This is a genomic window from Rhodanobacter sp. K2T2, assembly GCF_013408815.1.
Classification (GTDB): Bacteria; Pseudomonadota; Gammaproteobacteria; order Xanthomonadales; family Rhodanobacteraceae; genus Rhodanobacter.
The window spans coordinates 1-18,323 of sequence record NZ_JACCCA010000014.1 but is presented as its reverse complement, the minus strand read 5'-3'; the positions used below and the strand labels follow the sequence as shown (position 1 = coordinate 18,323).

General features: G+C 64.5%; 13 protein-coding genes. 1 reads left to right on the top strand and 12 read right to left on the bottom strand.

Features of this window, described 5'->3' with window-relative positions:
- Positions 1-169 precede the first annotated feature (169 nt).
- The 12 genes from HDE78_RS18350 to HDE78_RS18295 all read right to left on the bottom strand — a co-directional run bounded on the left by HDE78_RS18350 (position 170) and on the right by HDE78_RS18295 (position 17,101).
- Complete coding sequence (locus HDE78_RS18350) at positions 170-2,056, bottom strand: glycoside hydrolase family 127 protein (protein ID WP_179482184.1); 1,887 nt, start codon at positions 2,054-2,056, stop codon at positions 170-172.
- 369 nt (positions 2,057-2,425) lie between these two features.
- Positions 2,426-3,643 carry a glycoside hydrolase family 27 protein gene (locus HDE78_RS18345; RefSeq protein ID WP_179482182.1) on the bottom strand — a complete coding sequence of 406 codons (1,218 nt, stop codon included), beginning with the start codon at positions 3,641-3,643 and terminating at the stop codon, positions 2,426-2,428.
- A 23-nt stretch (positions 3,644-3,666) separates the two neighbouring features.
- Positions 3,667-6,036 (bottom strand): Tat pathway signal protein, encoded by a 2,370-nt coding sequence (locus tag HDE78_RS18340; protein WP_179482180.1) that lies wholly within the window; start codon positions 6,034-6,036, stop codon positions 3,667-3,669.
- Between the two features lie 192 nt (positions 6,037-6,228).
- Positions 6,229-7,800, bottom strand: a complete 1,572-nt coding sequence (locus HDE78_RS18335) for an APC family permease (protein WP_179482178.1) — start codon at positions 7,798-7,800, stop codon at positions 6,229-6,231.
- 28 nt (positions 7,801-7,828) lie between these two features.
- Positions 7,829-9,559: a DUF885 family protein gene (locus HDE78_RS18330; RefSeq protein ID WP_255457901.1), complete on the bottom strand. Its 1,731-nt coding sequence runs from the start codon at positions 9,557-9,559 to the stop codon at positions 7,829-7,831.
- Positions 9,560-9,823: 264 nt separating this feature from the next.
- Positions 9,824-11,032: a Xaa-Pro peptidase family protein gene (locus HDE78_RS18325; RefSeq protein ID WP_179482176.1), complete on the bottom strand. Its 1,209-nt coding sequence runs from the start codon at positions 11,030-11,032 to the stop codon at positions 9,824-9,826.
- Positions 11,029-12,624: an aldehyde dehydrogenase family protein gene (locus HDE78_RS18320; protein ID WP_179482174.1), complete on the bottom strand. Its 1,596-nt coding sequence runs from the start codon at positions 12,622-12,624 to the stop codon at positions 11,029-11,031. The genes HDE78_RS18325 and HDE78_RS18320 overlap by 4 nt, the downstream gene beginning before the upstream one ends.
- A 1-nt stretch (position 12,625) precedes the next feature.
- The gene (locus HDE78_RS18315) at positions 12,626-13,528 is read right to left on the bottom strand and encodes a dihydrodipicolinate synthase family protein (protein WP_179482172.1); all 903 of its coding nucleotides are present in this window, start codon (positions 13,526-13,528) and stop codon (positions 12,626-12,628) included.
- 10 nt (positions 13,529-13,538) lie between these two features.
- A complete protein-coding gene (locus tag HDE78_RS18310; protein ID WP_179482170.1) occupies positions 13,539-14,822 on the bottom strand; it encodes an FAD/NAD(P)-binding oxidoreductase in 1,284 nt (427 codons plus the stop codon).
- The gene (locus HDE78_RS18305) at positions 14,815-15,069 is read right to left on the bottom strand and encodes a 2Fe-2S iron-sulfur cluster-binding protein (protein ID WP_179482168.1); all 255 of its coding nucleotides are present in this window, start codon (positions 15,067-15,069) and stop codon (positions 14,815-14,817) included. Before HDE78_RS18305 ends, HDE78_RS18310 begins: the two co-directional genes overlap by 8 nt.
- A complete protein-coding gene (locus HDE78_RS18300; protein ID WP_218862546.1) occupies positions 15,066-16,181 on the bottom strand; it encodes an FAD-dependent oxidoreductase in 1,116 nt (371 codons plus the stop codon). Before HDE78_RS18300 ends, HDE78_RS18305 begins: the two co-directional genes overlap by 4 nt.
- Entirely contained in the window at positions 16,160-17,101 is a 942-nt protein-coding gene (locus HDE78_RS18295) for a 4-hydroxyproline epimerase (protein ID WP_179482164.1), read from the bottom strand. The genes HDE78_RS18300 and HDE78_RS18295 overlap by 22 nt, the downstream gene beginning before the upstream one ends.
- Before the next feature lie 211 nt (positions 17,102-17,312).
- On the opposite strand from HDE78_RS18295, the gene HDE78_RS18290 reads away from it, so the two are divergent.
- Positions 17,313-18,047: an AraC family transcriptional regulator gene (locus HDE78_RS18290; RefSeq protein ID WP_179482162.1), complete on the top strand. Its 735-nt coding sequence runs from the start codon at positions 17,313-17,315 to the stop codon at positions 18,045-18,047.
- The last annotated feature ends 276 nt before the right edge of the window (positions 18,048-18,323 follow it).

Genomic DNA, 18,323 nt, shown 5'->3' with positions numbered 1-18,323 from the left:
GCCGTTGCGCTCCGGAAGCTCCGGAACGGCGGGGCAAACGCTCTCTAAATTTTTCGTCAGACGCGGCGACCCTACGCCAGCGCTGCGAAGCGATATGTGTGGTGCGATGCGAAGCGCTTGTGAGCGATCCGACAAATTTTTATTTAGACGTCTTTACGGCGAAAACGTTCTAGCTATTTTCCGACGTGACGTCGGATTTCCAGTAAACCGCATAGCGCTCGGCATGAATTTGATTCAGCGGCGCAACGGCGATCTTGCCTTGTCGAGTTGTCGCTTCGAAACTCAGTTCGGATGCCAGGTGGACGCGCATCCAGCTGCTGACGTCCTGCGCGGCGTTGGCGAGAATCGTCGGCGATGGCTGCGGCTTGGGTTCGGGGTTGGGCGCGGCGTCGTAACCGCAGTACTGCATGGACTGCGTCAGTCCCGCACTGCCCAGTCGCGCCGCAAGCACCAGCGGTCCGTAAAGCACGGCACGCTGCTCGTCATCGCCGGGCAGGGCTTCGGTATACAGCTGCATCGGCAAATCCAGCTCGATGCGGTCGCCGTCACGCCACTCGCGGCGCAGAGTCAGATAGCTGCCGGGCGAGGCAAATACGTCCAGCGTTTCACCGTTCACGCGTACGGCGGCATCCGGACCTATCCACTGCGGAATACGCAAATGGATGGCGCGATGTTCCGGTGCCTTGAGACCGAGCACCAGACGCGTCAGCGGCTCGCGCGGGAACGCCGTCTCCTGACGCAGCGTCAGCTGCTCTTCCGGCCAGCTCAATTCGGAGGGAATAAACAGGTTGACGTAGAGGTCTTTGCCTTCGCGGAAATAGATGCTGTCGTTGAAGCGGGCAAACTCTTCGGCGCCGGAGCCGGTGCAGCACCAGAAGGAATCGGTGGGCGAGTTGTAGAACTTGTTGCCGCCCGGCTGCAGCGGGTAGTAGTAGAGCTTCAGGCCGTTGGCATCTTGCGTACCCAGCCGCGCGTTGTAGAGCGTGCGCTCGTAGTAGTCGAATGCGCGGGGATCGCCGTTCCAGGCGTAAATGTGTCTGGTGAGTTTGAGCAGGTTGTAGGCCACGCAGCACTCGGCGGCGTAAAGACCCAGTTGGCCTTTCAGATCGCCAGGCCCGGTGTTCCAGAACTCGCCGTTGCTGGAGCCGCCGGTCGCGTAGGTGCGCTCGGTGGTCACGGTTTCCCAGAAAAACTCGGCAATGCGCCGATAGCGCGGATCGCCGGTCAGTTCGTAGCGTCGCGCCGCACCGATGATCTTGGGAATCTGGGTATTGCTGTGCAAGCCCTGCAACTCGTCGCGATGCGCAGCGAGCGGATCGAACAGGGACACCTGATCGAAGCGGTGTGCGGCGTCCATGTAGCGACCGTTGCCGGTGGTGGCATACAGCTCGTACATCGACTCGTTCATGCCGCCGTATTCGGTCTTCAGAATGTGCGCGAGTTGGGCATCGGAGAAACCGTTGAGCCAGCGCACCGTCCAGTTGCCGATGCCGGTGGCAACCGTCAGAGCCTGTCGATTGCCGGCATACCGGTACATATCGAGCATGCCGGCCTGAATCTTGTGGATCGTGTAGAACGGCGCCCACACTTTCTGGCCGCTGCTCAGGCGATCGAAGAAGCTTTCCGGAAAGGCGCTCAGATAACCGTTGGGCTGCTGGCACGCTGCCAGCTGCGTCACCAGTTCGTCGGCACGCGCCTTGAGTATTTCATCGCCCTGGCTGGCATACGCGAACGCCGCCGCCGACAGATAGTGCCCTCCGCTGAAATGGCCGCGCAATTCGCAATCGGGCTTTTCCCAGCCTCCCAGGGGGGCTGCACTCGATGCGAGGCCAGCCTGCACGCGAAAACTTCGTGCCAGCCGATCGACCGGAATGCTCTGCAGATAGCGACGGTTGATCGCTGCGCCGGTCGCAAAATCGCTGTCCAGCAAGCGGACCTGATTCAGCGCGAACGCATGCATGCTTTGCACCGGCTTTTCGCGCGATGCCGCATCGATCAGCGTGGCGTCGGAAACCGCGGCCTTCGGATCGGCAACGTCGGGAGCGAATGCGCGCACGGCGGGCGTCACGGCAGCGGAGGCGAGCAGAGCGGCTGCGCCTTTGATGAACCGTCTGCGATGGACGTCGCCGCTGTGCATCCCGATCCCCGTATATGCATCGCGCCTTTGGCGAGATGCGCTGATAGTTCCACCTTCGCTTTCATCGTGCCGTCACATAGACCTGTCGTCTTGTGTCATTTGCGGCTATTGCATGCGGAATACGGCATAGTTTTATGCGTCGCGTTGTTCTTTTCGCGCAGACGCAGCGCGCCTAGCGATCCGCTGCGTGTATCGCTGCAAGGCCGTATGTAACGTCCCGTGCGTGCGAGATACGTCGCACGTGGTGATCGTGTGCAGGACCGCGTCGTTGATACGTTGGCGGGCAAATTACCGAGGTGGCAATGCAGCGACGGGTGCATCGATACGCAGCAGCATCACGTCATGCCGCTGCATGGCGATGGGCATTCCTTCCACGAGAGTGACAACTTGGTTGCTCCACAGATCATGCGCGGGTTGTCCACTTTTCAACCCCAGGCGCGACAGCGACAGATGCATCGGATGGCTTCCGGCGTGACGATCGCTGCCTACGTTGAATATCGCCAGCGCCAGCGCGCCGCCCTGCAACGGTCTAGTCCACACTTCGATTTCTCCATCGGCATACGCACGCGTGGCCTGTTGACCGAGCGGATCCTGATCGATGGCGATCACCACGCGCTGCGTGAGGATGGCCCTGGTCGCCGGCGTCATATGCGCCAGATCGTTGCCCGCCAGCAGCGGCGCGGCAAGCATCGCCCACCAGCTGAAGTGGGCACGATTTTCCGCAGGCGTCAGCTTGCCGTTGCCCACTTCCAGCATGTCCGGATCGTTCCAGTGGCCGGGGCCGGCATAAGCGGCGAGTCCGGCCTGCTGCGTGGCGATGGCATAAATGCGATCCCATTCCGGCGTGATGTCGCCGGTCGTGCGCCACAGGTTGCCGCCGATATCCGTGCCGGTAGCCCACTCCCAAGGCGCGTCCCAGCCATACTGGCACAGCGAAAAAACGATGGGTCGGTCGGTCGCCTTCAGCGCTGCATGCATGCGCCGATAGGCACCGATCATCAGCTGCATCTGCCGATCGGGATCGCGCGGCGCCTGCGCCTGCATCACGTCCTGGATATAGCTGCACAAATCGTATTTGAGATAGTCGACGCCCCAATCGGCATAGCGGTGTGCGTCCTGTGTCTCGTGGCCAAGCGAGCCGGTATAACCACCGCAGGTCTTGCTGCCGGGCGAAGAATAAAGCCCGAGCTTGAGACCGCGCGCATGGATGTAGTCGGCCAGCGCCTTCATGTCCGGAAAATGTGCGTTGGGCTGGATCACTCCGTTCGCATCGCGCACGCCCTGCCAGCCATCGTCGATATTGACGTAGACGTAGCCGGCATCGCGCATGCCGCTGGATACCAGCGCGTCGGCCGCGGCGCGCACGTCCGCATCGCTGACCTTGTCGGCGAAAAAATTCCAGCTGTTCCAGCCCATCGGCGGGGTGGCGGCGACCGGCGTTGCGGCGAATGCCCGTGCGCCGAATAACAGCGCGGCGCTGAAAATAACGGCAGTGATCAGACGCATGCGATGACCTCAATGGCGGGTTTTCAAATGAATCGTGCGGCAACCTCAATACGCTGCCCCGACTTGCCCCGAACGCGAACGGCGTCGTCGCGCCGATCGGCGGCATCGATCGCCACGCCATCCAGCCGCGCCTCGGCCAAACGTTTGCCGGTCGGCGCGCGTAGGCTCAGCCACGTGTCCTTGGGGCTGCCGCGATCGGGCAAGGTCAGCTCGCCTTCGACATCGCCGTTGCTGCTTGTTTGCAAGCGGAAGCTCACGTATCCCCAACGCGTCGGCGCGCGTTCGATGCCTACCGGTTGACCGCTGGCCATCCATGCGCGGGGAATCGCGCGTCCCATGTAAAGCGTTTCGCCCGCGCTGTCGTCGAATACCAGCGCCCAGCGCAGCAGCAGCGGTATCGTCATCTGTGCCGGGATGCAGAACAGCGGCATGCCGCCGCTGATATCGGACACTTCACCGGCGGTCCAACTGCCCGGCGTGTGCGCGTGATGGCGGTGGGCGTAGAGAAACAGCAGGTACTCGTCGATGCGTCCCAGGCGCAGCAGCTGCTGCGCGTAGCCGTAGGAAATGAAACCGAGGATATCGCGGCCGTCCTTGCTGACCGGACCGATATTGGCAACCACGCCGATGCTGGTCGCGCCGTGCCCGCGCATGCAGTCGATCACCAGATGGGCCAGTTCGTCGGGCAGTATGTCGGCCTGCAACAGCTCGGCGTAGGCGCGGTGCGGCCACTGTTGCTCGCTGGGTGTCTCTTTGGCCAGCGACTCGCGGAAGGTGAGCTTCGCGCCCGGCAGCGGGCCGATATAGGGCGGCTTTAGATCATGTCGGATATTGGCGCGCAGCGTGCGCACGGTTTGCTCGCGCAGCATGTCGGCGCGCCTACGCCAGTCGTGTGAGCGCGCGGTGTCACCCGGCGCGATGTTCGGCCAGACAGCGGCGAGGTCATAGAGCCCACGAGCCGCCATGGCGCTATTGGCGTAATACGGTTTCCACCACAGCGTGGGATCGGGAAACAGGCAGGCGTCCGATTCGTTCCAGCCGTGGATCAGACCGTAGCCGGGATCGGAGCTGGCCAGCTTCAGGCTCTCGTCGTGCAGTTCCAGCAGCACCTGCGCGGTGGCTTCGATCTTGGGCCGATGTTTGCGCAGCAGAGCAAGATCGCCGGCATAGACGGCATAGCGCGCCAGCAGCGAGAGCGTCAGACCGAACTGCGCAGTTTCGGCGCCGCGCATGTTGATCAGGCCGTTGTCCTGCACGAAATCAGTGAAGTATTCGTCCAGTACCGCGGCCGCCTGAGCGAAGCGGCCCCATTCGAGGTTGGCGTACAGCGAGCTGGTGAAGGTGTCCTGGAAGCCGTCGTATTCGTTGCCGTAGTAATCGCGATCCACCGCGCCGTATTTCGGATAGGTGCCGTCGGGACGCACCACCAGTTCGCGGGCGAACGCATAGCGCGCCATGTCGCTCCAGCCCGGTGCGGGAATCGACGCCACGCTGATGCCGCTCAGTTCGGCCTGCCAGTCATCATGAAAGCGCAGCAGGGCGGCATAGAACGCGGCCGGTTCCGGCGGCAGCCGTCGCGGCGGATAGCTGGGATAGCTGTGGCCATACGCCACCTTGCTGATGCTGCCATGCTCGATCAGCGCGGTGCGATGCCAGGTCTGCACCACGAATCGATCGGTGGCATCGACGTCGGCAAACACCAGCACGTCGTACCAGCGGTCGTCGTCGATCGGTACGACCTTGTGCACGGCCGGCATCCATCCGCCCAGCAGGCCCTCGCGCCGACGCGCCACGCGCTTTGGATCGTGCAGCTCGGCGAAGATCTGATCGGAGTGATAGGTGCGGGTGCTGCCCGAGGTATATACCGGCATGGTATCGGCGCACTGGCGCGTGCCGACGAAGGTCGTCCACGGCAGCCGGCCGTAGTAGTTTTCGGGATTGAGCTGCGACGCGACGGGCGGTGCGGCCAGGCGCACCTGCGCCTCGTCGGGTTCGCCGTGCGCAAGCAGGTAATCGGCCAGCAGGTCCGCTTCGGCAAGAGCGATGTCGGCCAGCTGCATGCCGAAGTAGGGCGCGCCGTCGGCGGCGAACGAGGGCTCGGTGCGCTTGCTCAGTACGCAGGCGACACCGCCGCTGACCAGGATCAGTTCGCCGTCGGGCTGGGTGAGATCTTCGAACACCTGCCAGTCAAGCGTGGCCTGTTTGAACGAGCCGAGCAGTTGATGGCCCTGAGTGGATATTTTTGAAAGCGCTACTCGCACCGGTGGCGCTGTGGTCTTTGGCGTTGCCGTGAATGACGTCGACGCCGCGGCGACCGGATCGCTTCCCGCCGCGTAAAGTCCGACGGCGGCGCCAGTCGTTGCCAGGCCTTGAAGAAAGCGTCGACGATGCATGGATTCCATACTCCCCCGAAACGGGCGGGATCATTCGGTGGTGGCAGAAAGAGGCCCGCGTATCGGGGAGTCGCGCCTCGCGGAGGGAAGGGCGCAGGCGCGAAAATACGCAGGCCTAGTATTCATCATGCGATGCGCGAGGTACGACATCTTGTCGAATTCGTTCATCGCGCATGCGGATTCATGCACAGATCAATCGTCGTCTTCACTGCCCATATCGAGCTGCGACGCCGGCAGGCCGGTGTAGCTGCCCAAGTAGTAGATCAGCAGGGCGATGAGGCAGACGGTCACCGAATCCCACGGGTGCGGGATAAGGCGCTTTCCGCCGAAGGTCCCCAGATAGGAGGCGGCCATCATCAGCGCGTAAAAGCCGATGAGCCACGTCGACGAAAACACTTCTGTCCGTAGTACCGCACGGTTCGCACGTGTGCCGAGTTTGTAGGCTACGTAGATAACGAACATCGCGATCTGCAGGCCGAGCAGCCACGACACGGTCGTCCATCCCGACCAGTAGACGATCAGTGCGGCGACGATAAAAGACAGCGGCCCGAGCACGGCGAAGCCATGCACGTAAAAAGGCCGCGCCAGCTGCGGCGCGCTTCGGCGCAATGCCGCGACCGTGATCGGTGCGACCGCATAGCTGAGCACCAGTGCGGCGGATACCACGCCGATCATGGCCTCCCACGAGGGGAACGGCAGCGTCCAGAAAACCGATAGCGCAAAGGTCAGCCACAGCGCCGGTCTGGGTATGCCGGACTTATCGTCGATGCGAGTAAACACCTTGAAAAACGCACCGCTGCGCGCCCAGCCGTAGACGATGCGCGGCGTGGCATTCATGTAGATATTGCCGGTGCCGCTGGGCGAGATCATCGCGTCCGACACTACCAGCACCGCCAGCCAGCCGACGCCCAGGGCCAGCGCGATATCGTGATACGGCAGCGAAAACTCTGTGCCGATGGCCGTCCAGCCGTGGCTGAGCATGGCGGCCGGGATGCTGCCGAGGAACGCGATCTGCAGCAGCAGATAGATCACCGTGGAGAGCAGCACCGATAGAATCAGCGCGATGGGAATTGTGCGCTGCGGATCGCGCACTTCGCTGGCCACCGAGATGATCGGCGTCAGCCCGAGGTAGGCGAAGATGATGCCGCCGGCCGACACCGCGCCTTCCACACCGGCAAAGCCGAACGGCGCAAAGCCTTGCACCTGCATATTGTGCGGCTGAAAATGCGTCAACAGCACCACGATCACCAGCAGCGGCACGACGAATTTGAAGATGCTGATGATGTTGTTGGCCTTGGCGAAGGTCTTCACGCTGAAATAGTTCAGCAGAAAAAACACCGTCAACAGCAGCAGCTGGACGATCCAGCCCAGCGCCGTCGGATCGCCGCTGCCGCTTTTGCTGAGCGACGGAAACCACGCGGCGGCGTACTGGCGGCAGGCCACCGTTTCGATCGCGATCAGGCTGGAAAAAGCGATCAGCGTGATGAAACCCATCAGCGATCCGAGCAGCGCACCGTGCGAGTAGCCGGGATAACGCACCACGCCGCCGGCACGCGGCAGGGCGGCGCCGAGTTCGCAGTAGACCAGGCCCAGCAGCAGCACCGCCGCACCGCCGATCAGCCACGACAGGATCCCGGCCGGCCCGGCGATGGCCGCGACGTGGCTGGCCGAAAACAGCCAGCCCGATCCGAAGATGGCGCCCAGGCCGATCATGGTCAGGTCGACCAGGCTCAGCTGCTTCTGAAATTTTCCCTGGTGCGCCATGGGACCTCCGGATTGGTCGATGCCACCCTTACGGCGAAGGCGTGGCGTAGGGCGACTGGCCACCGCTGGCGATGAACTGATCGATGCGTGCGTTGAGCACCGGCAGCGGTACCGAACCGGTCGACAGCACGGCGTCGTGGAACGCGCGGATGTCGAACTTCTCGCCCAACGCTTTTTCGGCCCGTGCGCGGTCGTCGCGTATGGCCATTTCGCCCAGGTAATAGGACAGCGCCTGCGCCGGCCACGCAATATAGCGATCCACTTCGGTATCGATCTCGTGCTCGGCCAGCGCGGTGTTCTCGCGTAGATAATCGCGCGCCTGCTGGCGCGTCCAGTGCAGGTGATGCAGGCCGGTATCGACGACCAGCCGCGCCGCCCGCCAGGCCTGATAACTGAGATAACCGAACTGCTCGTAGGGCGTGTGATAGATGCCCATCTCCTGCCCGAGGTATTCGCAGTAAAGCGCCCATCCTTCGCCGTAGGCCGAGATATAGCTGTAGCGGCGAAAGTCGGGCAGGCCGGTGGTTTCGGCCGCCAGCGGCATCTGCAGCGCGTGACCCGGCGACGACTCGTGCAGGGTCAGCGCCGGCAGCGAATACAGCGGGCGGGCGGGCAGGTTGTAGGTGTTGACCAGATAGATACCCGGGCCACCGCGGCCGCCGGTATAGATCGGCGCGAGGTCGGCGGGAACCGATTCGATCGCGAAGCGTCGTCGCGGCAGGCGGCCGATATAGTCGCCGACCTTGCCGTCGACCTGCTTGGCGATCCACGCCGCATCCTTGAGCAGTTCGTCCGGCGTCTTGGCATAGAACTGCGGGTCGATGCGCAGAAACTGCAGGAAGTCCGCGAAACTGCCCTTGAAGCCGGTCTGCTTGATCGTGTCCAGCATCTGCCGGTGGATGACGGCCATCTGCTGCAGGCCCAGTGCGTGAATCGCGTCGGGGCTCATGTCCAGCGTGGTGTATTCGAGAATCTGCGCCCGATAGAACGCCTTGCCGTCCGGCAGATCCTCGGCCGCGATATCGCTGCGTGCCTGCGGGATGTACTCCTTCTGCATGAAGCTCAGCAACTGGGCATAGGCGGGAATTACCTGACCGTCGATTGTCGCCAGCGCCTCGGCGCGCAGCGCGGCCTGTTCGGTGGCGGGAATGGTGGTGGGCATCCGCAGGAATGGCGTGTAGAAAAGATTCTTTTCGCCGGTCGCGGCGATGATTTCGCCGATCGACGGCGTGCGGCCTTGCGGAATGATTTTCGGCTGGCTGAAGCCGCGCGCCAGACCGAGCCGCATATTGGCGGTCTGCTCGGCAAAGTAGCGCGGTATGTCGCGCAGTTTGCCCAGGTAATCGCGATAGCTTTTGCTGTCGGCGTAAGTGGCTCGAGCGGTAAAACCCAGATCGCTCCAGAAGCCCGAGTCGCTGTTGAACGGCATCTGCCAGGTCTTGAAGCGTTGATCGCTCAGCAGCACCTGAACCTGCTGCCTGTAGACGTCGTAGTCGACCTGATCCTCGCCCGAGAGCTGGGCGCGTGGAATCGCGTCGAGCGTCATCAGCACATCGGCCCAGTAGGCCTCGCGCATCGCCTGTGTGGCGGCATCGACCTTGGGCAGATGGCCGGCATCCTGCGCCGGGCCATTCTCGTCGTCGGCACCGGCAAACTGCAGCTGACGCCAGTGCCACTCGCGCGTATACAGGTCGTGGAAGCGCTTGTCCGCGGTATCGGCGTGGCCGGTTGCGCCAGCGGTATCGGCGAGCGCACTCATCGGCAGGGGCGATGCGTGCGCCATCGAGGCCATGAGTATGCCGCTGGCAATCAGCCAAGGCAGACCGAGGCTGCAACACATCCGTTTCAACGGCATCAGGACACCCCGGCAGTCATGACGTGGCGACGGGCAGCGGGTTCGCCTCATCGGGTAAGACCCTCATACTCATCGCTGGCCGACACGGTGTATAGAAAGCATTGTGCCTGCACCGTGCGGAATTGGGCACAGTCGCGACGCAGCTGAAAAGCGGTGGCGATGCCGTTATCAAGCGCTTGCGAAAGGCATGTCGATGGCCGGCGACGGCTCGGTAAACCATTGCGCGCCGTCCTCGGTGACGTGGAAGTGGTCCTCCAGCCGGATACCGAATTCTCCCGGCACGACGATCATCGGCTCATCGCTGCAGCACATGCCCGGCGCCAGCGCCGTCTCGTTGCTGCGGACCAGATACGGCGTTTCGTGGATACTCAGCCCGCAGCCGTGGCCAGTGCGATGCGGCAGCCCGGGCAGCCGGTAGTCCGGGCCCAGGCCCGCGGCTTCGAGTATCCGACGCGCGGCGGCGTCGACCTCGGCGCACGCGACGCCAGGCCTTACGGTATCGAACGCCGCGCGCTGCGCCGCCTGTTCCAGCGACCAGATCCGCGCCTGCACGACGCTGGGCTCGCCAAAGACGTACGTGCGTGTGATGTCCGACTGGTAGCCTTCGACGCTGCACCCTGTGTCGATCAGCACCAGCTCGTTCGGTCGCAGCTGCTGTTCGCCGGGAATGCCGTGCGGGTAGGCCGTCGCGTGGCCGAATTGCACGATGCAAAATGTCGAGCCGCCGTCGGCCCCGAGGGCGCGGTGAGCGCGATCGATAAAGCGGCGCACCTCGCCGGTGCCGATCCCTTCATGCATCAACCCGGCGGCCAGGCGATGCACCTGCAAGGTCATCGCCGTGGCCTGACGCATCAGCGCCAGTTCGGCTGCCGATTTCTGCATACGACAGCCGTCCACGATCGGACTGCCGTCCGCCAGTTCGCAGGCACCGAGCACCGTGCGCAGGCGCTCGTAAATCAGGAACGTGGCCGCCGGGTCGAGCGCCAGTCGACGAACGCGATGGGCCGCCACGAGATCGGCGACCTGCTGCTGCGGATCTTCGTGTTCTTCCCACAGCCGTGTTATCGCAGAAATCTTCAGCGCATGCTGCAGCGAGCCCTCTTCGAAAGCGGGGCAGAGCACGAACGGATCGCCTTCCAGCGTCAGCAGCATCGCAACCAGTCGCTCGCTGGCACCCCACGAGATGCCGGTGAAATAACGCAAGGATGCGCCGGCGGTGATCAGCAGAGCTTCATCGCCGCGCTCGCGCATCAGCCGTCGCGCTTGCTCCAGCCGATGCTGATATTCCTCGGTGCCGATCGGCGCTGCCCGCTCTTTCCACGGTGTGAGGGCAGCCTCTGCTTGCTCGAAGGAGAGACCGCCGATCTGGCCGCTCATGCGCCGTCACCGACATCGCGCTCAGTCCAGTGCCCGTCCACGCGCCGCTGGATACCCGCCACGTTACGGTCGCGCAGCTCGATCGGCAGCAGTGCATCGGGAACGTTGTCGTAACTGTGCAGGGCGGTGAAGCGATGGATCGCGGCCGGCATGCCTACCGACGTAAAGCCCGGATGGCCCGTGCTCGGATACGGCCCGCCGTGATTCATCGCCGGGCTGACGGCCACGCCGGTGGGCATCTTGTCGGCAATCAGGCGGCCCACCTTGTGGCGCAGGATGGGGGCGATAGCCGACCAGGCGTCGTCGTCGCGGCCATTGCCCGCACGGTAGATCGTGCCGGTGAGATTGCCTTCCAGCACCGCGGCGATCTGCGCCATCGCGCAGGCGTCGGCAGCGCGCACCAGCAGGCTGACCGGTCCGAAGGCTTCCGTCTGCAGCGCGTCGGCGTTCGCGAGAAAGGCTTGGGCGTCGACGCAAAGCAGGGTCGGCTGATGGCGGTAGCCTTCGCCCTCGCCGGCGTTTCCTCCGGCGAGCAACTCGGCACCGGCCGTCATAAGCACAGCGATCGCACTGCGCAACGAATCCTGGACGCCGCGCGAGAACAGCGGCTTGGGCGTCGCTCCGGCGAAGTGCGCCACCGCAGCGTCGATGAACGCATCGCCATCGTGTTGCGCCGGTACCACCACCACGCCGGGGTTGGTGCAGAACTGGCCGCTGCCCATCACGCATGAAGCGAAAAATTCCTGCGCTAACGCCTCGCCCCGTTCGGCCAGCGCGCCGGGCAGCAGGAACACCGGATTGATGCTCGACAGCTCGGCGTAGATCGGTACGCCGGTTTTGTCCGCCGCTGCCTTCAATGCCAGGCCGCCGGCGCGGCTGCCGGTAAAGCCGATCGCGCCCAATCGCGCATCGCCGGCCAGCGCCAGGCCGAGCGCGTTGTCGAAGTGATAAAGCATCTGTACGGTGGCGGCCGGCAAGCCGGTATCGAGCAACGCCTGATGCGCCAGCTGCGCTAGCCGCTGGCTTGTCGCCGGATGCGATGGATGCGCCTTGGCAATGACCGGATTGCGCGCAGCGATAGCCGAGGCGAAATCGCTGCCGGCGATGGCGTTGAAGGCGAACGGAAAATTGTTCGGCCCGAATACCAGCACCGGCTTGCCGAGCGGCGCACGGTGCGCGCGCAGTCCGGTCTGCGTATCGATGATCGGATCGGTCCATCCATACTGACGTGCGGCCCTGGCCGCCTGCCGCAGCTGGCCGCTGGCACGAGGCAGTTCGACCGAGCGCAGCCGCGGTTCGACCGGCAATGCCGTTTCGGCGTGCGCTAGCGCCACCAGCGTATCGGCGTCCGCCTCGATGGCCGCCGCGTAGGCATCGAGAAAATCGGCGATGCGAGCCGCCGGCGTGGCGGCCAGTTCGTCGGCGACCGCCACGGCAGCGCTAACGGCCGATTCGATATCCGCCGCGCCGCTGATCGGAAAGAGCGGCCCGATCGGCGCACCGCGCGTGGGATCTTCGGCCTGAAAACGCCCCAGCCGATTCACCGGTTCACGCCACTGGCCGCCGACCAATACGGGTTCCGACGCGGTCATTTCAAAAGCTCGGCTTGGTGGCGATGGCGTGCTCGATGACCTTGAGTGCGGCCTCGCGTTCGGCGCCGGCCACGGGCAGTCGCGGCGCGCGCACCGTTTCGCTGCCGGTGCCGGTTTTTTCCTGCACCAGCTTGATCAGCTGTACGAAGGTCGGCACGGTATCCAGACGCAGCAGCGGCAAGAACCACGCGTACAGCGATTCGGCCGCCTTGGCGCCGCCGCTCTTGGCCAGTTCGAACAGCTTCACCGATTCGAATGGATATGCGTTGACCAGGCCCGCGACCCAGCCGACCGCGCCCATGCTCACGCCTTCGACGATCGCGTCGTCCATGCCGACCAGCAGCTGCAGGCGATCGCCGAGCAGCGCGCGAATCGCGGCAAAACGGCGAACGTCGCCGGACGATTCCTTGACCGCCTGCAGGTTCGGAAATTCGGCAGCCAGCTCGGCCATCTGCGACGGCGTGAAGTCGGTCTTGTACGCGACCGGGTTGTTGTAAAGCATGCAGGGCAGGTCGGTGGCGGCGATCACTGCCTTGACGTGCGCACCCATCTCGCGCCAGTCCGTCGAATACACGTACGGCGGCAGCACCATCAGGCCACGGCAGCCGATCGACTTGGCTTCGCGGGCGAGCCTGACCGCTTCATCGGTCGACAGCGAGGCAATACCCGGAATCACCGGCGCACTGTCGCCGAGCACCTTGACCAGAGTTTTCAGGACGGCCAGCTTTTCTTCGAAGCTCAGCGTCGCCGCTTCACCCAGCGAGCCGAGCGGCACGATGCCCTTGCAGCCGGCGTCGATCAGTTGCCTGGCGTGGGCGGCAAGAAACGCATGGTCGACGCTGCCGTCGGCGTGGAAGGGTGTGGTGATGGCCGGCAGCACGCCGTGCCAGAGGGAATGGCTCATGGGTAAATCCTCAGGGTTCATGAAGGTGAGAAAGCTCGACGCCGGCGAGGGTGGAAAGCCGGGTCGGAAAAAGCGGCGGGCGTGCACCGCTGCGAGGAAAACGACCGATCTCGGCCAGCGCGCTGCCGCAGATCCGGCCCTGACAGGCGCCCATGCCGCAACGCGTGGCGAGCTTGGCGCTGCGTGCATCGGTATGGCTGTCCAAAGCGGCAAGCGGTACATCCTCGCAGCGACAGATCAAGGTGTCCGGCTGGGCCAGCGCATGCACGCGCGCATCGAGCGCGAAGCAGCGATCCAGCGCGTCGGAAAAATGTCGCGCGCGCCGACGCGCGGGCAGCAGGCGGTCGGCCGCGGCGCCTTCGCCGCAAGCGGCGTGGCCGGCGATGGCACCCTCGACACGTGCAGTGTCGCGTCCGCCGATGCCGCAGAGTTCTCCGGCGGCGTAGACGTGGGCCACGCTGGTCTGCTGGTAACGATCGGTCTCGACGACGGCGTGTGCGCCCTGGTATCGCAGCGTGCAGCCGAGCAGTTGGGCGAGCTCTACGTTGGCGAGCAGGCCGTAGCCCACCGCCAGCACATCGCAGTCGATGCGTTCGAGGCCGCCCGGTCCGTCCACCTCGATGGACTGAAGCTGATGTTCGCCGGTGGCGCGGCGCACGACGCTGCCACAGCGATACGGCACGCCGAGCAGCTTCGCCTTCAGTGCGGCCGCCTGCAGCGCCTTGCCCGGCCAGCGCCAGAGCCCGGTCGCAAAATGCTGCATCTGTTCGCGGGAGGATTGCTCGTAAATAGCCGCGACATGGGCACCGTGAGCGCGAGCGGTGGCTGCCGCGGCCAGCAACAGCGGACCGCTGCCGGCAATGACGACCCGACGCCCGGCCAGCGGCCAGCCCTGCTTGGCCAACGCCTGCAGTCCGCCGGCGCCGGTGACGCCGGGCAAGGTCCAGCCGGGAAACGGCAGCAGCAGTTCGCGCGCGCCGGTGGCGAGCACGAGCGCGCGGTAGTGCAGTAGGCGGGCGCTTTTCGGGTCTTCCACCAGCAAGCCGCCGTCTTCGCCGGCGACCACGCGCGTTTGCGCCAGCCAATCGACCGTCGCATGATCCAACGCATTGCGCATGCTTTGCCTTGCCAGTGCAGGCAAGGCACGCCGCACATCGTGACGCCAGACCTGACCACCGGCCGTCGCCTGTTGATCGATCAGGCCCACGCGTGCGCCGTGGCTGGCGGCGGCATGAGCGGCTGCCAGTCCGGCAGGTCCTGCGCCGACGATCAGCACGTCGTAGCGATCATTCATCGCAGATCACCTGCATGCCTTCGCGCACCGGCACCATGCAGGCACGCTGCTGGCCCGTGCCATCGATACGCACGCGGCATTCGAAACACGCGCCCATACCGCAGAAAGCCGCGCGCGGTTGTCCTGTGGTCGATCGGCGAAACACCGCCGGTGATTGAGCGGCCGCGATCGCGGCCGCCACGCTGCTGCCGGCGACGACTTCGACCGTGCGATGGTTGATCTGCAAGCGGATCAGCGCCGGCTTCATGCCGCCACCCGCATCGGATCGTAGGGACGCGGATCGATCGCCGGAACGTTTCCGAGCATTTGATCGATCACCACCCGCGCGCTGCCCAGCGCCGTAGTGACGCCCAGGCCTTCGTGACCGGCGGCGACCCACAGATTGGCGCGTTGCGGCACTTTTCCCAGGTACGGCAGTCCATCCACGCTGACCGGGCGAAAGCCGGTCCAGATACGCAGGGCGTCGAGCCCGTTCAAGCCAGGAAGAAACTGCAGCGTACGTGCCAGCATCCGGCGCACCATCGCCATGGAGATATCCGAGGTCTGGCTGCCGTATTCGCGCGACGACCCGATCAGAATCTGTCCGGTCGGCCGCGGCTGCACGTTGAAGGCGACGCTGCTGTCGGCATCGCCGTGTGCACTGTCGGCGTAACCCAGCTCAAGCAGCTGGTGATGGACCAGGCCGGGGTGACGATCGGTGATGACCAGATGCCCCTTGCGACCGCGCACCGGCAATTCGGGAAGCAGCTGCGGCAGAGCGCAGCCGGTGGCGATCAGCACGTTGCCGTCGAGCTTGGTGCCGTCGTTCAAGCGCACGCCGCTGCCGGTCAACTGATGCGCACGCTGTGGATACCAGGCGGCGCCGCGCGCGATCGCACGATCCACCAGATAGCGCGCCACGCCGGGCGGATACACGACGGCCTCGTTCGGTACCCGCATGCCTCCCGCCAGACCGGGGGCGAGCGCGGGTTCCAGTCGATAGAGCTGCTCGGCGTCGACTTGCTCGGCCACGACGCCCACTGCCGCGAGTCGCGCCAGCTTGGCCGGGATCGAGGCATATTCATCGGCGTTGCTGGCTACCCACAAGGTGCCGCAGCGGCTGAATTCGGCCTGCGGCAGATCGACGAACTCGTCCCATAGGCCCAGCGAGTAGTGCGCCAGCGCCAGTTCGGCCGGATCGTCGTCCATCGCCACCAGATGACCCATCGCCGCCGCGGTGGCCACGCCGCCGACGGGGCCCGGTTCGACCATGGCCACGCGCAGACCCTGGGCGCTGGCATAGTCGGCGCAAGCGGCACCGACGATGCCTGCGCCCACTACGACCAGGTCATAACTTTTCACGAGGCGCCGATGCCCCAGACCAGCGGATCGCGCTCGTCGAGCAACAGCTGGCCTTGTGCCGTCACGTGGGCGGTACCGGTGATGCGCGGCAGAACGCCGTGCGCGCCGGACCGATACTGCGCTTCGAAGACGCTGCCCAGAATACCGGCCTGGCGCCAGACGCGTCCCGGCTCCAGCTTGCCATCCGCCGCCAGACAAGCCACCTTGGCACTGGTGCCGGTGCCGCACGGCGAACGGTCGTAGGCCATGCCCGGGCACAGTACGAAATTGCACGCGTCGGCGTCGTCCTGGGTCGACCCGGCATTGATCTCGATATGGTCGATCTCGGCATCCTGCGCGCCGGTGATGCCGGCGGCCGCCAGCGCCGCGCGAACCGCCTCGGTATACGTGGTCAAACCGCGCTGGTTCGCCAGCGTCAGCGGCAGTGGCGTATCGTTGGTGATGAAAAACCAGTTGCCACCCCACGCGACATCGCCATGGATCTTGCCGTAGCCCGGCACGTCCAGTTCGATATTTTTGGCATGGCGATAGCTTTCGACGTTGTCGACGGCCACGCGGCCGTCGGCATGCAGCTCCACGCCGACCATGCCCACCGGGGTTTCCAGCCGATGCTTGCCCGGCGCAATGCGACCCAGATGCAGCAGCGTGGTGATCAGGCCGATCGTACCGTGACCGCACATGCCCAGATAACCGACGTTGTTGAAGAAGATCACCCCCGCGCAGGCGGTGGGGTCCTGTGGCGGCAGGAGCAGGGCGCCCACCATGGTGTCCGAACCGCGCGGTTCACATGCAATCGCCTGGCGCCACAGGTCGTAATGGCTGCGAAACAGGTTGCGCCGCTCGGCCAGCGTGCCGTTGCCCAGATCGGGAAAGCCGGCCAGCACCACACGCGTGGGTTCGCCGCCGGTATGTGAATCGATAAAGTCGATAGTCTGCATGCACTCATGCTCGCCTTCGCCGGCCCGGCGCGTCTAGAAAGCCTTGCGGGCATTGAGTGCGGAATTCGGCACAGTGGTCGCGGGCGGTTCTTTTCGGGAACCGGATGGAAAAGCTTGCCGCCCAGGTGTCAACGCCGTCTATGATTAGGTGTGCCGAGAGCCAACCCTTCGTCGCATCCGTTCTGGCAAGGTTGTGGAGCCGTCGACTCGTATGAAGATTTCTGCCGATGAAATAGAGGCGCTGTTCGATGCGCTGCCCGACGCGGTGTTCTTCGTCAAGGACACCGCGGGGCGTTATACGCATGCCAACCTGACCCTGGTGCGGCGGCTGGGTTTGAAACAGCGCCATCAGGTCATCGGCAAAAGCGTCACCGAGCTGTTCCCGTCCACCATGGGCGGCTCCTACGCCGCTCAGGATCGGCGCGTGCTCACCGGCGAAATCATCGAAAACCAGCTGGAAGTGCATATTTTCAACAACCGCGCGCCGGGCTGGTGCCTTACCTGCAAGCGACCGCTGATCGTGCGCGATGAAATTCGCGGCGTCATCGGCATCTCGCGCGACCTGGGCCAGCCTGACGGTCGACACCCTACCTACGATCGCCTGCGTCGCGTGCTCAATTACATGAACGAGCACTACGCCGAAAGCCTTCGCGTGCAGGCGCTGGCCGGACTGGCCGCGCTGTCGATCGCGCAGCTGGAGCGTCACTTTCGACGTGTATTCCAACTGACCCCGCAGCAGGTGCTCACCAAAATCCGCATCGAAGCCGCGATGCGCGCGCTGCAGGGGAGCGACACCGTCGCCTCCATCGGGCTTTCCTGCGGCTTCGTCGACCAGAGCGCGTTCGCCCGGCAATTCAAGGCTACGGTCGGCATGACTCCGCGCGACTATCGGACGATGGCATCGGCACCGTCGGAGAAAGAGGCCAAAGCCTCCACCGGCTCGTGACGCGGGATAAACCGGGCGCCGGAAAATAGGTCGCGAACGCATTGGCCAAGAGGCTTGCAGCCGGCGCCGTCCAGCGCGAGTCGTGTCCGCTCACCTGACGCACGGCCTCCGGCCGCAAGCCTCTTGGTCATCACGTGCAGCCGAACAAGTATCCCCGCATCGACGTAAACCCCGGATAACAGCGTAATGCTGTTCACTTAAGCATTGCATCGTAGCCAAGGCGTCCCAAGAATCCGGCCTTCACCTGTTGAAGGCCGGATTTTTTTGTGTCCCTGC

Coding starts and splice junctions, on each gene's coding strand:
- HDE78_RS18345 (WP_179482182.1), bottom strand. CDS start 3,643: ATGCGTCTGATCACTGCCGTTATTTTCAGCGCCGCGCTGTTATTCGGC.
- HDE78_RS18340 (WP_179482180.1), bottom strand. CDS start 6,036: ATGCATCGTCGACGCTTTCTTCAAGGCCTGGCAACGACTGGCGCCGCC.
- HDE78_RS18335 (WP_179482178.1), bottom strand. CDS start 7,800: ATGGCGCACCAGGGAAAATTTCAGAAGCAGCTGAGCCTGGTCGACCTG.
- HDE78_RS18330 (WP_255457901.1), bottom strand. CDS start 9,559: ATGAGTGCGCTCGCCGATACCGCTGGCGCAACCGGCCACGCCGATACC.
- HDE78_RS18325 (WP_179482176.1), bottom strand. CDS start 11,032: ATGAGCGGCCAGATCGGCGGTCTCTCCTTCGAGCAAGCAGAGGCTGCC.
- HDE78_RS18320 (WP_179482174.1), bottom strand. CDS start 12,624: ATGACCGCGTCGGAACCCGTATTGGTCGGCGGCCAGTGGCGTGAACCG.
- HDE78_RS18315 (WP_179482172.1), bottom strand. CDS start 13,528: ATGAGCCATTCCCTCTGGCACGGCGTGCTGCCGGCCATCACCACACCC.
- HDE78_RS18310 (WP_179482170.1), bottom strand. CDS start 14,822: ATGAATGATCGCTACGACGTGCTGATCGTCGGCGCAGGACCTGCCGGA.
- HDE78_RS18305 (WP_179482168.1), bottom strand. CDS start 15,069: ATGAAGCCGGCGCTGATCCGCTTGCAGATCAACCATCGCACGGTCGAA.
- HDE78_RS18295 (WP_179482164.1), bottom strand. CDS start 17,101: ATGCAGACTATCGACTTTATCGATTCACATACCGGCGGCGAACCCACG.
- HDE78_RS18290 (WP_179482162.1), top strand. CDS start 17,313: ATGAAGATTTCTGCCGATGAAATAGAGGCGCTGTTCGATGCGCTGCCC.